Raw genomic sequence first — 16,476 nt, forward strand, 5'->3', positions numbered from 1 at the left:
GTCCCGAACCCCCACGCCGCCCCGAGCAGCACCGCCATCCCGAGCCGCGCGTGCAGCTCGACCCCCGCGCCGAACGCGTCGAAGCCGAGCACGGAGAGCGAGGCGTCGGCGGACACCTCCGTCAGCCAGGCGAGGAGCGGGAGTCCGAGTGCCGTCACGATCCCGAGGCGCACCCCGCACCGCACCGCGAACCCGGGACCGGACAGGGCGTTCCGGACGCGAGGAGTCCGTGCGGCCGTCAACACCCCGGCGAACAGCATCGTCACCGCGGCCGCGACGCCCAGGAGCCAGACCCTGTTGTCGAGTTCGGCCAAGCGCCCGAGGGTGAGCGCCTTGTCGGACGGTCCCGTCAGGAGATCGTCCACGGGGTCGGGCAGGAAGCGCGTGAGCGCCCCCGTCGCCTTGCCGTCCCACGGCACGAAGAGCCCGACGGGGATGCCGAGCCACACGCCGTTCGGCGCCCCGAGCAGCGCGGCGCCCGCGATCCGCTTCGGGTGATCGTCGCCGATCATCGCGTACGCCGCCGCGGCGAACCCCGCGGCGACCGCCACCAGCACCACCGTGACCAGCGCGGAGACGGCGGGCCGCACCACGCGGTGCAGCCCGTCGAGGGCGCGCGGCAGCGGTGTGCGCCGTGACGCGAGCAGCGCGATGAGCAGGACGCCGATCACCCAGACCGCACCACCGAGCAGCGTCGGCCCGGTGTCGACGGTGAAACCGACCGAGGCCTTCGCCTTCACGAGGCCTTCCAGCCGGTCGGGGAGCAGTCCGCCGATGTCCCCGATCCCGCCCGGCAGCTTGTCGCCGATGTCGTCCGGCAGCTGGTCGATGCCCTCCCCGATCCCCTTGTCGATGCCGAGCTGCTTGCCGTCGATCGTGATGATGTCGTGACCGGCCCAGGCGAGCCCCGCGAGCATCGCCAGGAAGAGGGCGATCACCGCGCCCAGGCGCGCGCAGAGTTCACCGGCCGGGATGAAGAGCCCCGCGCCGCGCAGGGAACGCAGAAAGAAGTGGGCGAGGAGCAGTGCGCCGACCAAACCCACACCGAGTGGCGCAATATCGACTGTCGTGGTCGCCTCGGCACCTTCCAGGCCGAATGCGGAGACGTCGCCGGAGGGCGTGACCGAGCCTCCCGCGCCGAGAGCGACGGTCGCCGCCGTCATCGGCCCGAGCGCGCCGACCGCGTCCGCGCCGAGCAGATGCAGTCCGAGCGCGGCCGTCCCCGCCATGCCGACCAGTGCCCAGCTGACGGCGGCGATCGCGGAGAGCAGCACATCGCCCCATCGCACGCCCCGGCTCTCGCCGTTGTGTTCTTCGGCCTGCATCAGGACCCCCCGGACCGCAGCGCGATGCCCCAAATGCACTTGATGCTCAGAATGAGCATGATCCGTATGCACTGATGGGCGCTTACTACTCTCCGGGGTGGTTTCTTCTCCGTCAACGGGGCAACCCGTCACGCCCGTACGCAGTCTTCACAAGGCCCGACTTTCGGTCAGAGCCCTCCGCCTGAAATAGTTCCTCCCGATGTTCGACATCCCTAGACTCCCCATCGATGGGGGCTAGCTCGGGGGACAACTCAGTGGGGCATGGAGTGCCGGAACTCGTACTGGAATTGAATGGCAGGACCTGGACGCTGGACGCGTCCAGGCCGTACACCCTCGGACGTGATCCGCAGGGGGATATCTCGCTCGACGACGCCAGGGTGTCCTGGCGTCACGCGACGATCAGCTGGAGCGGCCGCAGTTGGGTCATCGAGGACCACGGCAGCACCAACGGCACCTTCGTGCAGGGCCAGCGGATCCACCAGATGGAAATCGGTCCTGGCTCGGCCGTGCACCTCGGCAATGCGACCGACGGTCCGCTGGTGAACGTGTCCGGTGGTGCGGCCGCGGCGGCCGTCTCCGCGCCGCAGCACGCCCAGCAGCAGGCCGCGCCGCAGCACGCGCCCCAGCAGCATCAGCAGGAAGCTCCCGGCTGGGCCGCTCAGGCTCCGCAGCAGCAGGCGCCCCAGCAGCAGGCCCCTTACCAGGCGCAGCAGCAGGGCTGGCAGCAACAGCAGCCGCCACAGCAACAGCCTCAGCAGCAGCACCAGCCGCACGTGCCCCAGCAGCAGGGTGGCCCGTCCGAGCAGTTCGCGCAGAAAGCTCCGGGTTCCGGCGGCGCCGCGGGGGCCCCGCCGGTCTACGGCGACCGCAGCCCGACGACGTTCCATCAGCTGGCACTGGGCCGCAAGATGCGCATCGGTCGTGCGCTCGAGAACGAGCTGGTCGTCTCCGACCTGCAGGTCTCGCGCCACCACGCCGAGTTCACGGCGACGCCCGACGGCCGTTTCGAGATCCACGACCTCGGGTCCCACAACGGCACGTACGTCAACGGCCAGCCGATCGCGAAGTCCTCGACGGTCCTGATCGGCCCGAACGACATCGTCGGCGTCGGCCACTCGACCTTCCGTCTCGTCGGCGGACAGCTCGAGGAGTTCGTCGACACCGGTGACGTCTCCTTCTCGGCCCGGCACCTCACGGTCACGGTCGACGGCGGCAAGCAGATCCTCAAGGACGTCTCCTTCGGCGTCCCGGAGAAGTCGCTCATCGCGGTCATCGGCCCCTCGGGTTCCGGCAAGTCCACCCTGCTCAAGGCGCTCACCGGCTACCGGCCCGCCAACCAGGGCGACGTCCTCTACGACAACCGGAACCTCTACAAGCAGTTCGCCGAGCTGCGTCAGCGCATCGGTCTGGTCCCGCAGGACGACATCCTGCACAAGGAGCTGACCGTCAAGAAGGCCCTCAAGTACGCGGCCAAGCTGCGCTTCCCCGCGGACACCACGGAGGCCGAGCGCGAGTCCCGCATCGACGAGGTCCTGCGCGAGCTCAAGCTGGACATCCACAAGGAGAAGAAGGTCACTTCCCTCTCCGGTGGCCAGCGCAAGCGCGTGTCGGTGGCCCTGGAGCTGCTGACCAAGCCGTCGCTGATCTTCCTGGACGAGCCGACCTCCGGCCTCGACCCGGGCATGGACCGCGACGTCATGCAGCTGCTGCGCGGCCTCGCCGACGACGGCCGCACGGTCCTCGTCGTCACGCACTCGGTCGCCGAGCTGGCGATCTGCGACAAGCTCCTGGTGATGGCGCCGGGCGGTTCGGTGGCGTACTTCGGCCCGCCGGAAGAAGCCCTCAACTTCTTCGGCTACGGCACCTGGGCCGACGTCTTCTCCGCTTTCGAGAACTACCGCGACTACGACTGGGCGGGCCGCTGGAAGGGCTCGCAGCACTACCAGATGTACGCCGCGGACATCGACGCCGTCGCCGCGCAGTCCGTACAGATGCCGCCGCCCCAGGCGGTGCGGCCGCCGAAACCGCAGGGCTGGGGTTCACAGCTGTGGACCCTGATCCGGCGCTACGTCTCGGTGATCGCCTCCGACAAGGGCTTCATGGGTCTGATGGTGATCCTGCCCGCGGTCCTCGGCATCGTCAGCGTCGTGATCCCGGCCGACTTCGGTCTGGGCCCGCCCAAGCCGCCGGTGAAGTTCAACGGCGACGCGGGCACGATCATGCTGATCCTCGCGGTCGGCATGTGCTTCTCCGGCGCGGCCAACTCCGTACGAGAGTTGATCAAGGAACGGGTCATCTACGAACGGGAACGGGCCACCGGCCTCTCCCGCTCGGCGTACCTGATGTCCAAGGTCATCGTCCTCGGCGTGATCACGGCCATCCAGGGCGTCATCATCTGCGGCATCGGCTTCGCGCCCCGTGAGCTGCCGGCGGAGGGCCTGATCATGCCCCCGGCCGTGGAGATCTGCCTGACGATCATCGCGCTCGGCTTCACGTCGATGATGTTCGGCCTGGTCATCTCCTCGCTGGTGAAGACCTCCGAGAAGACCATGCCGCTCCTGGTGATGTTCGCGATCGTCCAGGTCGTCTTCACCGGCGTCCTCTTCCAGATCTACGGCTCGCCGGGCCTGGAGCAGTTCGCCTGGCTGATGCCGTCCCGCTGGGCCATCGCCGGCGCGGGCGCCACGCTCGACCTGGCGCACCTCATGCCGCCGTGGGACCCGAAGAAGCCGGGTGACCTCGACCCGCTGTGGGAGCACTCGGTCGGTCAGTGGAGCCTGAACATCACGGTCCTGATCCTGCTCGGTGTCATCTGCGGCTTCGCGGTCGCGCGCCTGCTGCGCCGCCACGAGCCCGAGGTCATGCGCAAGTGAGCAGCTGAGTACGTCACGACGTACGAGAAGGGCGGCACCCCGTGCGGGGTGCCGCCCTTCGGCGTCTTCGAGAACCTCGGCTTCGGCTGAAGAGGTCCAGTGATCAGGCGATCAAGGCTCAGTAGGCGCCGTTCACGTTGTCCATCGAGCCGTAGCGGTCGGCGGCGTAGTTGGCCGCGGCCGTGATGTTGGCGACCGGGTCGTAGATGTTCGTCGAGGTTCCTTCGACGTGGTACGCGTTGAACGTCGGCTGGATGACCTGGAGCAGGCCGATCGACGGGGTGCCGTTGATGGCGTTGATGTCCCAGCCGTTCACGGCCTGCGGGTTGCCCGCGGACTCACGGATGATGTTGCGGTGCAGACCCTCGTAGGAGCCGGGGATGCCCTTGGCCTTCATGATGTCCAGGGACTGGCGGATCCAGCCGTCGAGGTTGTTGGCGTAGACGGGCTTGCGGGCGGCGGCGCGGCTGGCGGCCTCCTTGGCCTTGCGCTCGTCCTCGGCCTTCTTCTTCGCGGCGGCCTCGTCGGCGGCCTTCTTGGCCTCGTCGGCCTTCTTCTTCTCGGCGGCGGCCTTCTCGGCGGCGTCCTTGGCCTGCTTGTCGGCGTTGGACTGCTGCTTCGAGACGTTGGCGTGGACGGCCTGCTGCGCGTTGGCGCCCGCGGCGAAGGCCACGGGGGAGACGTCGGCGGCGGCCTGGGTCGTGGCCTCGGAGTTGCCCGGCACGAGGGAGAACGCGAGGGCGGCGGCGCCGAGCGTGGCGACTCCGGCGATCGAGAACTTCTGGGTCTTGGTCACGGCGGAGCGACTATGACCAGAAAGGCTGTGCTTGGACATGCGAGTTGGACCTCTTCGAATAGCGGAGGTCGCTCTGGTCCGGCTGGGGGACAGGTTGCTTCTCCGGCACAAACGCCGCGGTGGTGAGACCGCGGCGCCGAGCGACGGGAGCAATTCTTAGCGGCAGCAAAATTCTGTGGCAAAGGTGTGACGTACGATCCCGCATAGTGGATCAGGGGGTCGGGATGTGCCGTTTGCGGCCATGGACCCCGCGAACATAAAGGGATTTCTTATCCACTAGGGACCTTCGTACGTGATGTGCGTCCTATGCGCGGGCTCACATCGAAGACGTAACAGTCTCACCAGGAGTTGCCGCCGCAACGCTCTCAGTGAGGATCCTCATCCCGGAGGATGAGGTGGACGTCCCCGAACTCGTGCCACAGGTAGAGACGGCGTACCGCCTCCGCATAACCCCGCTCGATCGCCGCCCGCCCCGCGACGGCCTCCAGCATCAGCAGATGCGACGCCTCCGGCTCGTGGAGCCCCGTCAGCAGGCCGTCCACCACGCGCACCCCGCGTTCCGGGGTCACCACCAGCTCGGTCCGCCCGGCCGCCGCCCGCACCACGCCGTCGGGCCCCGCGGCGGACTCCACGGCGCGCACGGCCGTCGTACCGACCGCGACGACCCGGCCCCCGCCCGCCCGCGCGGCATTGATCAGCCGCGCCGACGCCTCCGGCACCTCGAAGGGCTCCGGGTACGGCGGCTCGTGCGCCTCCTGCGAGGCCACACCGGTGTGCAGCACGACCGGCGCGAACTGCACGCCCCTGCTCACCAGCTCCGCCACCATCGACGCGGTGAACGGCCGCCCCGCACTCGGCATCTCTGCACTCCCCGCCCCATCGGCCGAGGGCAGCCCGAACACGGTCTGGTACACGGAAAGCGGCTGGTCCCTCTCCGTATAGGAGTAACGGATGGGACGCCCGTGTCGCCGCAGCAGCGCGGGCACGTCGGCCGACACCCGCACCCACCACAGCCGCCCGCTCCCGGCCGCCATCGGCTCCTCATATACAAGGCGTACGTTTCCGGGGAGCCGCACCACCGAACCGGCCGGACCACCGCCACGCGCGCGTGTGGTGCCCTTCCCGTCCGGGTCGCGCAGCTCCACCGCCCACCGCCCGTCCGCGCCCCGGGTGGAGAAATGCACCACCACGCGCGCGTGCCCGAGTCTTCCGTCCACCGCCGCGGCCAGCGTCCGCGACGTGTTGACCACGAGCAGGTCCCCGGCCCGCAGCAGCGCGGGCAACTCCGTGAAGGCGCGATGCGCGACCTCCGGGCCCTGCGACACCAGCAGCCGCACCGCGTCTCTGCCGAGCCCCGCGCCGCGCTGCTCGGCGGGCACCCGGGCGACGAGGGAGTCCGGCACGCACAGCGGTACGCCCAGGACGTTCACCGGGCACCCGCCGACAGCGCCGACGCCGTGCAGCGCCCACTGGCCGGCCGCTCGGTGAGCAGCCGCAGGAAGGCCGGCGCCACGTCCTCGGGCAGCGGCCGCCCGGACGTGTCGTCGCCGGGCACAGCGGCCCGGTACAGGTCCGTCCGCATGTCCCCCGGATCGACGGCCCACACCCGGATCCCCGGCTCCTCCTCGGCGAGGACGGCGGAGAGCTGGTCGAGGGCCGCCTTGGACGCGCCGTACCCGCCCCACGTCCCGTACGCCTCGACGGCCGCGTCGGAGCTGACGCCGACCACCGCCCCCGCGGACTCCCGCAGCAGCGGCAGCGCCTCCTGCACCAGCCCGAGCGCCGCCACCACATTGGTCTCCAGCGCCGCCCGCAGCCCGTCGAGCGCGAGCTCCGCCAGTGGTACGAGAGGCTCCGCGCCCAGCGCGCTCGCGTTGTTCACCAGCAGATCGAGACCGCCGAGGCGCCGCGCCGCCGCCACCAGGTCCGCGCGGTGCCCCGCGTCCGTGACGTCCCCGGCCAGTGCCTCCACGCGCGTGCCGTACTTCCTGAGCTCGCGCGCCGACTCCGCAAGGACCGGGGCGGTCCGCGCGTCGAGCACCAGATCCCAGCCCGACTCGGCCAGGGCCGCGCCCAACGCGCGCCCCAGCCCCTTCGAAGCCCCCGTGATGATTGCTACCGGCATGACATCCGTCCCCTCGGTTGGCTCGACCGGACCACCACCGTAGGAACGGCCACGCCCCCGGCACCTCGTGCGGGAGCCGCAACCCCGCGGGGCCCTTCGCCCTAATACCGGACCATCGACCTAGGCCCCGGGCCCTAGGCGGGGGCCTCCACAGGTCGGATACGCACTGTCACACCCCGCCGGTACGGTGTGACCATGAGTCAAGGACCCCGATCCGGCCTGACCGCGGTGAGTTCCGCGCTCCTCGCCATGAGCAGACACCTGGAGGTGCGCGACGTCCTCAAGACGATCGTCGCCTCCGCCCGTGAGCTGCTCGATGCCGAGTACGCCGCGCTCGGCGTCCCGGACGACCACGGCGGCTTCGCCCAGTTCGTCGTCGACGGCGTCAGCGAGGACCAGTGGAAGGCCATCGGCCCGCTGCCCCGGCAGCACGGCATCCTCGCCTCGATGCTCCAGAAGGGCGAGACCGTCCGGCTCGGCGACGTGCGCGAGGACCCCCGCTTCGGGGGCTGGCCCTCCGCCCACCCGGAGATGTCCGACTTCCTCGGCGTGCCCATCCACTCCGACGAGGAGACGCTCGGCGCCCTCTTCCTCGCCAACAAGAACTGCCCCAAGCCCCAGGGCACTTGCGGCTTCACCGAGGACGACGCGGAGCTCCTCGCGATCCTCGCCCAGCACGCCGCCATCGCCCTCACCAACGCCCGCCTGTACGAGCGCAGTCGGGAGCTCACCATCGCCGAGGAGCGCTCGCGCCTCGCCCACGAACTGCACGACGCCGTCAGCCAGAAGCTCTTCTCCCTGCGCCTGACGGCACAGGCCGCCACGGCCCTGGTGGACCGCGATCCGTGCCGGGCCAAGGACGAACTGCAGCAGGTGGCGGTGCTCGCCGCCGAGGCCGCCGACGAACTGCGCGCCGCCGTCGTGGAGTTGCGCCCCGCGGCCCTCGACGAGGATGGCCTGGTGGCCACCCTGCGCACGCACACCCAGGTGCTGCACCGCGCGCACTCCGCCGAGGTCACCTTCGAGAGCAAAGGAGTGCGGGCCCTGCCCGCCTCCCAGGAAGAAGCCATGCTGCGGGTCGCCCAGGAGGCCCTGCACAACGCTCTGCGCCACTCCGGCGCGGAGCACGTCGCCGTGCTCCTGGACAAGCGCGGCGCCGGTGCCGCCCTGCGCGTCGTCGACGACGGCTCGGGCTTCGACCCCAAGTCGATACGCCGCGCGGGGCGCCACCTCGGCCTGGTCTCCATGCGGGACCGGGCGAGCGGGGTCGGCGGACGCCTGACCGTGGAATCGGAGCCCGGCAAGGGCACAACGATCGAGATGGAGGTCCCCGGTGGCTGACGCGGTGCTCAACACGAAGACCGGGATCCGTGTGCTGCTGGTCGACGACCACCAGGTGGTCCGCCGAGGCCTGCGCACGTTCCTGGAGATCCAGGACGACATCGACGTCGTCGGAGAGGCGTCGGACGGCGCCGAAGGGGTCGCGCAGGCCGAGGAGTTGAAGCCGGACGTCGTCCTCATGGACGTCAAGATGCCCGGCATGGACGGCGTCGAGGCACTGCGCAAGCTCCGCGAACTGGCCAACCCCGCGCGCGTGCTCATCGTCACCAGCTTCACCGAGCAGCGCACGGTGGTCCCGGCCCTGCGCGCGGGCGCCGCCGGGTATGTGTACAAGGACGTCGATCCGGACGCCCTCGCCGGTGCCATCCGCTCCGTGCACGCGGGGCACGTGCTCCTGCAGCCCGAGGTGGCGGGCGCCCTGCTCTCCCAGGAGGAGGCCGGCAGCGGCCAGGGCAGGGGCGGTTCGCTGACCGAGCGCGAGCGCGAGGTCCTCGGCCTGATCGCCGACGGCCGCTCCAACCGGGAGATCGCCCGTGCCCTCGTCCTCTCCGAGAAGACCGTCAAGACGCACGTCTCGAACATCCTGATGAAGCTGGACCTGGCCGACCGGACACAGGCCGCGCTCTGGGCCGTGCGCCACGGAGTGACCGGCTGAGCAGGCCACAAGCCCCGTGCGGGGGCGGCTCCGGAGCGCGGCCGGACCGTCGACTTGCGATCTGAGATTCATACCGTCGTGTGGATGTCCCCCGGATGGCGTATCCCCCGGGGCGGCCGAGCGTTCTCCAGTGCGTGCTGCGGCGGCTGGCCGCAGCTTCTGCCCAGGAGGATCGTAGAAGTGAAGAACCTGAAGAAGGCCGCTGCCGTCACGATGGTGGCCGGCGGTCTGGTTGCGGCCGGCGCCGGCATGGCCTCCGCCCACGGTGGCGCGCACGCCGACGGAGTCGCCAAGAACTCTCCCGGTGTCGTCTCCGGCAACCTGATCCAGGCCCCGGTCCACGTCCCGGTCAACGCCTGCGGCAACACCGTCACCGTCATCGGCGGCCTCAACCCGACGTTCGGCAACGTCTGCGAAAACCTCTGATCGCACCCTGCGAGCAGCACATCCCCTGACCCCGCCACCGGGGTCGCCCATGTCAGCAGGAGGAGCACGTCCCATGAACAGCATCGCCAAGAAGGCCGCCCTGGCCGTCGTCGCCGCCGGTCTCGCCGCGGGCGCGTCCGCCGGAGTCGCCTCCGCCACCTCGGACGCCCAGGCCGACGGTGTCGCCACGAAGTCCCCGGGCGTCGGCTCGGGCAACCTCGTCCAGGTGCCGGTCGACGTCCCGGTCAACGTCACCGGCAACAGCGTGAACGTCATCGGCGTTCTCAACCCGGCGTTCGCCAACCACACGGTGAACCACTGAGGCACAAGCCCCGACGCGGGCCCCGCGGACCTCACCGGTCCGCGGGGCCCGCGGCGTTCCCGGTCCCGACGAACGCGGCAGCGGCCTCAGCGCCCGCCCCGCTCCCGCTCCTCGACAGCCGAGTTGTACGCGGCCACCTGCGCCCTCCGGGCCGTCCGCTCCACGGGCCGCAGCGCCTGCCCCCTCGCCGCGATCTCCGACGCGCTCACGGCCCCGCCGTGCCCGTTCTCGTACGCCAGTGAGATGAGCAGACCGACCCGCTGGGCCAGCTCCAACACCCGTACCGCGCGCGGCGGATAGCCGGGTGCCAGCAGCTCGCGCCCGCGCTCCGCCCGCGCCCGGTACGCGTCGAGCGCGGCCTCGGCGACCGGCCCCGACGCCGCGACGTCGAGCCGGGACAGCACCTCCGTCGCCTCCCGCAGCGCCTCCGCGAGCTCACGCTCCGCCTCGCCCAGCGAGGGCACGTCGGCGGGCGGCGCCTCGCGCACGGGCAGGCAGTGCCAGACGACCTCCACATGTACGTCGCCGTCGGGCCCCGCCTCGTACACCTCGGGCACGAGCCCGTACGGCGCGCCGAACCCGACGACGGCTTCCTCCGCGTCGAGGGCGCGCGCATTGAACTCGGGCGGCCCGCTCAGCCCCAGCGGATGCCCCGGCGCGGGCAGCGCCACCCGCAGACCGGTCACCCCCAGCGAGCGCAGCCGCCCCGTCGCGAGGGTGAGCCCGACCGGGCCCGACTCCCCGGGCAGTCCTTCGACCCGGTGCACCGCGTCGTCACCGACCATCGCGAGCACCGCGTCATCCGGAGAAACAAGTCCGGCCAAAAGGGCATTTCCCCATGCGGCCAGGCGTCCTGAGCGTGGTTCCGAGAGCATGCACACAGCCTAAGGACCGGGCTCACGACAGGAACGGTCGGCCGGTGGCGTAGGTTTTATCCGGGGGCCGCGTCCACAGGCGCGAGCGACGACCGAGACTGCAATGGGAGACAGCGCGCTCATGAGCGATGTACTGGAGCTTGAGGACGTATCTGTGGTCCGCGAGGGCCGGGCTCTGGTGGACCAGGTCTCCTGGTCGGTCAAGGAGGGGGAGCGCTGGGTCATCCTCGGACCGAACGGTGCGGGCAAGACCACCCTCCTCAACGTCGCGTCCAGCTACCTCTACCCGAGCACCGGCACCGCCACCATCCTCGGCGAGACCCTCGGCAAGCCCGGCACGGACGTCTTCGAACTCCGCCCGCGCATCGGCGTCGCCGGCATCGCGATGGCGGAGAAGCTGCCCAAGCGGCAGACCGTCCTGCAGACCGTGCTCACCGCGGCGTACGGCATGACCGCAGGCTGGCACGAGGACTACGAGGACGTGGACGAGCAGCGCGCCCGCGCCTTCCTCGACCGCCTCGGCATGAGCGACTACCTCGACCGCAGGTTCGGCACCCTCTCCGAGGGCGAGCGCAAGCGCACCCTGATCGCCCGCGCCCTGATGACCGACCCCGAGCTGCTGCTCCTCGACGAGCCCGCCGCGGGCCTCGACCTCGGCGGCCGCGAAGACCTCGTCCGTCGCCTCGGCCGCCTCGCCCGTGACCCGATCGCCCCCTCGATGATCATGGTCACGCACCACGTCGAGGAGATCGCCCCCGGCTTCACGCACGTCCTCATGATCCGCCAGGGCAAGGTCATGGCCGCGGGCCCGCTGGAGCTCGAGCTCACCTCCCGCAACCTCTCCCTCTGCTTCGGCCTCCCGCTGGTCGTCGAGCAGAAGAACGACCGCTGGACCGCCACGGGTCTTCCGCTCAGCTGATCGGTGCCCTGTCCCGGAAGGGACCCGCGGTCCTACCATGACCATGTGGACATCGACGCATGGGTGTGGTGGCTGATCGGGGCGGCCGCGCTCGGAATCCCGCTCGTACTGACCGCGATGCCGGAGTTCGGCATGCTCGCCGTGGGCGCCGTCGCGGCCGCGGTCACCGCAGGCCTCGGCGGCGGCAGCGTGCTGCAGGTCGTGGTCTTCGCCGCGGTCTCGGTGGCGCTCATCGCCGTCGTGCGTCCGGTCGCGACCAGGCACCGCGCCGGGCGGCCCGAACTGGCGACCGGAGTCGAGGCGTTGAAGGGCAGATCCGCCGTCGTCCTCGAACGGGTCGACGCCTCCGGCGGCCGCATCAAGCTGGCGGGCGAGATCTGGTCGGCCCGTTCACTCGACACGGACCGCGCCTACGAGCCGGGCCAAGAGGTCGACGTCGTCGAGATCGACGGAGCGACGGCTGTCGTCATGTGAATGCCCCACGGTCCGTACGACGGTCTGACAGACTCGACCAGCAAGATCTTCGCGACCGCGCGAGGACCTTTACGGGAACACCGAGGCATGAAGGGTACGGGGAGCCACGATGGAACCAATCATCATCGTCCTGATCATTCTGGTGGTGCTGGTTTTCATCGCCCTGATCAAGACCATCCAGGTCATCCCACAGGCCAGCGCGGCCATCGTCGAGCGCTTCGGCCGCTACACACGCACGCTGAACGCCGGACTGAACATCGTCGTCCCGTTCATCGACTCGATCCGCAACCGCATCGACCTGCGTGAACAGGTCGTCCCCTTCCCGCCCCAGCCGGTGATCACCCAGGACAACCTGGTGGTCAACATCGACACCGTCATCTACTACCAGGTGACCGACGCCAGGGCGGCGACGTACGAAGTCGCCAGCTACATCCAGGCGATCGAGCAGCTCACCGTCACCACCCTGCGCAACATCATCGGTGGCATGGACCTGGAGCGGACCCTGACCTCCCGCGAGGAGATCAACGCGGCCCTGCGCGGCGTCCTCGACGAGGCGACCGGCAAGTGGGGCATCCGCGTCAACCGCGTCGAGCTCAAGGCGATCGAGCCGCCGACCTCCATCCAGGACTCGATGGAGAAGCAGATGCGCGCCGACCGTGACAAGCGCGCCGCCATCCTCCAGGCCGAAGGTGTCCGGCAGTCGGAGATCCTCCGCGCCGAAGGTGAGAAGCAGTCCGCGATCCTGCGCGCCGAAGGTGAGGCCAAGGCCGCCGCCCTGCGCGCCGAGGGCGAGGCCCAGGCGATCCGCACGGTCTTCGAGTCCATCCACGCGGGCGACCCCGACCAGAAGCTCCTCTCCTACCAGTACCTCCAGATGCTCCCGAAGATCGCCGAGGGCGACGCCAACAAGCTCTGGATCGTGCCCAGCGAGATCGGCGACGCCCTCAAGGGCCTCGGCGGAGCGCTCGGCAACTTCGGCCCGCTGGGCGGCGGCTCCGGCGGATCGGCTCCCGCCACCGAGCGCCGCGAGCAGCCGCCGATCGACTGATACGCCGCCGGTCCGCACCGACGTACGACGAACCCCGCGCCCCTCAGAGGAGGAACGCGGGGTTCGTCGTACGTCATCCGCCTGCCCTGCCGTCCGGCATCGGGGCTACGCGGCGGGCTGGGCCAGCCAATCGGGCAGCGAGGCCAACTCGTCCCTGCCGAGCGACAGGAGCATCGCATCGGCAGGCGTCGGCTCGAACGGCTGCCGGAGCAAGGGCATGCCCGCCTCCTCCGGAGTACGCGCCGCCTTGCGGTGATTGTCCAGCGCGCACGAAGCCACCGTGTTCAGCCAGGAGTCGGCACCGCCCTGCGACCGCGGCACCACGTGGTCGACCGTCGTGGCGCGCCTGCCGCAGTACGCACACCGGTGCCGGTCGCGGACCAGCACGCCCCGCCTCGACCACGGCGCCTGTCTTCGGAAGGGCACCCGCACATATCTGCACAGCCTGATCACTCTGGGCACGGGGATGTCGATCGCCGCCGCGCGCACACGGAGTCCGGGGTGGGCGTGCTCGACCACGGCCTTGTCCTGGAGCACCAGAACGACGGCCCGGTTGAGCGATACCGTCGAGAGCGGCTCGAAGCTCGCGTTCAGCACCAGCGTGTCCCGCATCAACCTGCCCACCTCCCGTATGCACCGGCCCACCGCCTGGCGGGCTGGGATCAACTCTGGCCGGGCACGCCGAGATGGACAACGCAATAAAAAATGCCCGCCCCTGATCACTTCCATGACCAGAGGCGGGCAAACAATCGGTGAACGCTCAGTACCCGACCGTTGCTCAGCTTTCGGCGGGAGCCGCGTACTCGGCGATCACCTGGGCGCGCGCCAGCGTGTGGAACCGGAGGTTGAAGCCCACGAACGCGGGCGGGGCGTCCGAGTCGGGACCCAGCTGCTCCTGGTCCACCGCGTACACGGTGAACACATAGCGGTGCGGACGATCACCGGCAGGCGGCGCCGCACCCCCGAAGTCCTTCGTCCCGAAGTCGTTGCGCACCTGCACCGCACCCTCGGGCAGGCCCTCGAACTTCCCGCTGCCCGCACCGCCCGGCAGCTCGGTCGTCGAGACCGGGATGTCGAAGACGGTCCAGTGCCAGAACCCGCTGCCCGTGGGGGCGTCCGGGTCGAAGCACGTCACGGCGAAGCTCTTGGTCTCCGGCGGGAAGCCCTCCCACCGCAGCTGCGGCGAGGTGTTACCCGCCGCGTAGACCTGAGCGTCCTTGAGGACCGCACCCGGTTCGAAGTCCTCGCTCACGACCGTGAACGACGGCACGGGCGGATGGAAGTCATGGGGAAGCGGCGGCCTCTTGAGCTCGCTCACGTCGGCACCTCCTGGTTGATTGCTGGTCCTCGCTGATCCTCTCCGAGCCTAGAACCAGTTGCGCTTGCTGCCGACCTGGGACAGCCACTCGTTCAGGTACGCGGCCCAGTCCGTGCCCTGGAAGTCGTTCAGGCCGACCTGGAACGAACGGAACGAGTCGCTGCCCTCGCTGAACAGACCTGGCTTCTTGTCCATCTCCAGCACGACGTCCATCTCGCGGTCGTCGGCGACGAAGCTGAGCTCGACCTGGTTGAGGCCGCGGTACTGCTGCGGCGGGTAGAACTCGACCTCCTGGTAGAAGGGCAGCTTCTGCCGCGTGCCGCGGATGTGACCGCGCTCCATGTCCGCGCTCTTGAAGCGGAAACCCAGCTGGATGAAGGCGTCCAGGATGGCCTGCTGCGCCGGCAGCGGGTGCACGTTGATCGGGTCCAAGTCGCTGGAGTCCACGGCGCGCGCGATCTCCAGCTCGGTGGTCACACCGATGTTCATGCCGCGCAGCTGCTGTCCGTCGATGCTCGTGACCGGGGTCTCCCAGGGGATCTCCAGGGTGAACTGCACGGCGTGCACCTGGTTGGCCTGCAGCGTGAAGGCGCCACCGAGCCGCACCTTGGTGAACTCGATGTCCTGCTTGGTCTCCTGGTCGTTGCCCTCGACCTCGACCCGGGCCTGCAGACCGACGGAGAGACCCTCGATCTCCTGGTCCACCGACCCGCCCTGGATCCGCACCTCACCCTGGACGACGCCGCCCGGGACCACGTTGACCTCGGCCAGCACGGTCTCCACCGAGGCGCCGCCGGCCCCCAGACTCGCGAGCAGCTTCTTGAACCCCATGACACTCCATCCCCAGGCCGCCGCCTGTGGTTCGTCCCGACGTGAATACTTGATCGATAGATACGCGAGGGAACCGTGCGCGGTTCCGCACCGTCCCCCGTACAACCGAGCGGCCCTTGGGCCCCCCGAGAACGTAGACCATGTGCACTACGCTCGTACGGCATGATCGCGCCGCCTGACCGTACGCCTCTCACCCGGGACTTCTTCGACCGACCAGTCCTGGAGGTCGCACCGGACCTGCTCGGACGCGTCCTCGTGCGCGACTCGGCGGACGGCCCGATCGAGGTCCGCCTGACAGAGGTCGAGGCGTACGCGGGTGAACTGGACCCCGGCTCCCATGCCTATCGCGGCCGAACGGCCCGCAACAGCGTGATGTTCGGACAGCCGGGACACATGTACGTCTACTTCACCTACGGCATGTGGCACTGCATGAACCTGGTGTGCGGTCCGGAGGGCATGGCCGGCGCGGTCCTGCTGCGCGCGGGAGAGATCACTGAGGGTGCCGAGCTGGCCCGCAAACGTCGACTCTCGGCCCGAAACGACAAGGAACTGGCCAAAGGGCCCGCACGCCTGGCCACCGCCCTCGATGTGGACCGACGGCTCGACGGCGCCGACGTCTGCGGGGACCCGTCCTCCCCGTTCACCGTGCTGACCGGCGCGCCTGTCCCGTCCGCCCAGGTCAGCAGCGGACCCCGGACGGGTGTAGCGGGGGAGGGCGGCGTTCACCCGTGGCGCTTCTGGACCTCCAACGACCCTACGGTCAGCCCTTATCGGGCCCATACGCCTCGACGCCGACGAACTTGACGCAGCGTTGGCGCCTCCGTAATGTAGTCCGAGTCGCTTGAACCGGGTACGGCAATCTGCCAGCAGCCGGAAGCGGCCAACCACTACCTAAGAACTTCCCCTCGGCGGGGTCCTATTCGGCGTGCTCGCATGCCCGAATTCGAACTCGCGGAACTCGATTATGAGTTGCGGAGGGAATCCGCTAACGTAGTGGACACGCCGAAAGGCAAAGGCCCTCCAACGGCCACCGGAAATGAATTCCGAACCGGGAACGGAACGGAAAACGGATCTGGTAGGGTTGGAAACACGAAATACCGAAGGGAAGCGCCCGGAGGAAAGCCCGAGAGGGTGAGTACAAAGGAAGC

The 16,476-nt window shown here is 69.8% G+C and carries 18 protein-coding genes; 10 read left to right on the plus strand and 8 right to left on the minus strand.

What is annotated here, in order from left to right; all coding sequences use genetic code 11:
• Positions 1–1,325: streptophobe family protein (locus AOK03_RS35060; protein WP_055569431.1), on the minus strand; the 1,325-nt coding region annotated here is incomplete at its 3' end.
• Between the two features lie 266 nt (positions 1,326–1,591).
• Here AOK03_RS35060 and AOK03_RS35065 point away from each other — a divergent pair.
• Complete coding sequence (locus AOK03_RS35065; protein WP_055569432.1) at positions 1,592–4,198, plus strand: ABC transporter ATP-binding protein/permease; 2,607 nt, start codon at positions 1,592–1,594, stop codon at positions 4,196–4,198.
• A gap of 118 nt (positions 4,199–4,316) precedes the next feature.
• Here AOK03_RS35065 and AOK03_RS35070 read toward each other — a convergent pair whose 3' ends face one another.
• The 3 genes from AOK03_RS35070 to AOK03_RS35080 form a co-directional block, all read right to left on the minus strand.
• Entirely contained in the window at positions 4,317–5,033 is a 717-nt protein-coding gene (locus tag AOK03_RS35070) for a transglycosylase SLT domain-containing protein (protein ID WP_055569433.1), read from the minus strand.
• 326 nt (positions 5,034–5,359) lie between these two features.
• Positions 5,360–6,415, minus strand: coding sequence for an S-adenosylmethionine:tRNA ribosyltransferase-isomerase (locus AOK03_RS35075; RefSeq protein WP_055569445.1), 1,056 nt, complete (start codon positions 6,413–6,415; stop codon positions 5,360–5,362).
• 5 nt (positions 6,416–6,420) lie between these two features.
• Positions 6,421–7,119 carry an SDR family NAD(P)-dependent oxidoreductase gene (locus tag AOK03_RS35080; protein WP_055569434.1) on the minus strand — a complete coding sequence of 233 codons (699 nt, stop codon included), beginning with the start codon at positions 7,117–7,119 and terminating at the stop codon, positions 6,421–6,423.
• Between the two features lie 195 nt (positions 7,120–7,314).
• Between AOK03_RS35080 and AOK03_RS35085 the strand changes: the two genes are divergently transcribed.
• The 4 genes from AOK03_RS35085 to AOK03_RS35100 all read left to right on the plus strand — a co-directional run bounded on the left by AOK03_RS35085 (position 7,315) and on the right by AOK03_RS35100 (position 9,863).
• Positions 7,315–8,460 (plus strand): GAF domain-containing sensor histidine kinase, encoded by a 1,146-nt coding sequence (locus AOK03_RS35085; protein WP_055569435.1) that lies wholly within the window; start codon positions 7,315–7,317, stop codon positions 8,458–8,460.
• Positions 8,453–9,115, plus strand: a complete 663-nt coding sequence (locus AOK03_RS35090; RefSeq protein ID WP_244177868.1) for a response regulator — start codon at positions 8,453–8,455, stop codon at positions 9,113–9,115. Before AOK03_RS35085 ends, AOK03_RS35090 begins: the two co-directional genes overlap by 8 nt.
• A 180-nt stretch (positions 9,116–9,295) precedes the next feature.
• Positions 9,296–9,541, plus strand: a complete 246-nt coding sequence (locus AOK03_RS35095; protein WP_055569436.1) for a chaplin — start codon at positions 9,296–9,298, stop codon at positions 9,539–9,541.
• Between the two features lie 73 nt (positions 9,542–9,614).
• Positions 9,615–9,863: a chaplin gene (locus AOK03_RS35100; protein WP_055569437.1), complete on the plus strand. Its 249-nt coding sequence runs from the start codon at positions 9,615–9,617 to the stop codon at positions 9,861–9,863.
• 86 nt (positions 9,864–9,949) lie between these two features.
• Here the strand turns inward: AOK03_RS35100 and AOK03_RS35105 are convergent, their stop codons facing one another.
• Positions 9,950–10,738, minus strand: a complete 789-nt coding sequence (locus tag AOK03_RS35105; RefSeq protein ID WP_079075154.1) for a hypothetical protein — start codon at positions 10,736–10,738, stop codon at positions 9,950–9,952.
• A 121-nt stretch (positions 10,739–10,859) separates the two neighbouring features.
• Between AOK03_RS35105 and AOK03_RS35110 the strand changes: the two genes are divergently transcribed.
• The 3 genes from AOK03_RS35110 (at position 10,860) to AOK03_RS35120 (ending at position 13,179) form a co-directional block, all read left to right on the plus strand.
• Positions 10,860–11,657 carry an ABC transporter ATP-binding protein gene (locus AOK03_RS35110; RefSeq protein ID WP_055569447.1) on the plus strand — a complete coding sequence of 266 codons (798 nt, stop codon included), beginning with the start codon at positions 10,860–10,862 and terminating at the stop codon, positions 11,655–11,657.
• Between the two features lie 45 nt (positions 11,658–11,702).
• Complete coding sequence (locus AOK03_RS35115) at positions 11,703–12,131, plus strand: NfeD family protein (RefSeq protein WP_055569439.1); 429 nt, start codon at positions 11,703–11,705, stop codon at positions 12,129–12,131.
• Between the two features lie 109 nt (positions 12,132–12,240).
• Positions 12,241–13,179 (plus strand): SPFH domain-containing protein, encoded by a 939-nt coding sequence (locus AOK03_RS35120; protein ID WP_055569440.1) that lies wholly within the window; start codon positions 12,241–12,243, stop codon positions 13,177–13,179.
• Between the two features lie 105 nt (positions 13,180–13,284).
• Here AOK03_RS35120 and AOK03_RS35125 read toward each other — a convergent pair whose 3' ends face one another.
• The 3 genes from AOK03_RS35125 to AOK03_RS35135 form a co-directional block, all read right to left on the minus strand.
• On the minus strand, positions 13,285–13,791 hold the full coding sequence (locus AOK03_RS35125) for an HNH endonuclease (protein WP_055569441.1): 507 nt from the start codon (positions 13,789–13,791) through the stop codon (positions 13,285–13,287).
• A gap of 166 nt (positions 13,792–13,957) precedes the next feature.
• The gene (locus AOK03_RS35130; RefSeq protein WP_055569442.1) at positions 13,958–14,497 is read right to left on the minus strand and encodes a YbhB/YbcL family Raf kinase inhibitor-like protein; all 540 of its coding nucleotides are present in this window, start codon (positions 14,495–14,497) and stop codon (positions 13,958–13,960) included.
• A 48-nt stretch (positions 14,498–14,545) separates the two neighbouring features.
• A complete protein-coding gene (locus AOK03_RS35135; RefSeq protein ID WP_055569443.1) occupies positions 14,546–15,328 on the minus strand; it encodes a sporulation protein in 783 nt (260 codons plus the stop codon).
• 162 nt (positions 15,329–15,490) lie between these two features.
• Here AOK03_RS35135 and AOK03_RS35140 point away from each other — a divergent pair, with 162 nt between their 5' ends.
• Both AOK03_RS35140 and AOK03_RS43605 read left to right on the plus strand, forming a co-directional pair.
• Positions 15,491–16,132: a DNA-3-methyladenine glycosylase gene (locus tag AOK03_RS35140; RefSeq protein WP_055569444.1), complete on the plus strand. Its 642-nt coding sequence runs from the start codon at positions 15,491–15,493 to the stop codon at positions 16,130–16,132.
• A 129-nt stretch (positions 16,133–16,261) separates the two neighbouring features.
• Positions 16,262–16,476, plus strand: a 215-nt coding sequence (locus AOK03_RS43605) for a hypothetical protein (RefSeq protein WP_208609656.1), incomplete at its 3' end; no start/stop codon positions are given.

The organism is Streptomyces atriruber (assembly GCF_001418325.1).
Taxonomy (GTDB): Bacteria; Actinomycetota; Actinomycetes; order Streptomycetales; family Streptomycetaceae; genus Streptomyces; species Streptomyces atriruber.